Here is a 285-nt window from a genome sequence, read left to right as displayed (position 1 = left end):
AACGAGGTCATGCGCGTCCACAACGCCTACCCCGGCCCGGAACGCATGCGGCGCACGCTGGAACTGCTGGCCTTCGTCGGCCTGCCGGACCCGGCCACGCTCTACCACGTCTATCCGTTCCGGCTGTCGGGCGGCCAGCGCCAGCGCGTGGTGATCGCGATGGCGCTGGCGCTGGAGCCGGACGTGATGATCGCCGACGAGCCCACCACCGCGCTCGACGTGACCATGCAGGCGCAGATCCTGGCGCTCATCCAGGACATCCAGCGGCGCATGGGGATCGGCGTG

1 protein-coding gene is annotated in these 285 nt (G+C 70.2%); it reads left to right on the top strand.

The features are described from left to right. Positions 1 to 9: 9 nt before the first annotated feature. On the top strand, positions 10 to 285 hold a 276-nt coding region (locus tag ACR6JA_RS23105; protein ID WP_494599848.1), incomplete at its 3' end, for an ATP-binding cassette domain-containing protein.

This window comes from Cedecea sp. B1(4) (assembly GCF_059414925.1).
The sequence above is the reverse complement of the archived record's forward strand: the minus strand, read 5'-3'. Positions and strand labels throughout refer to the sequence as shown.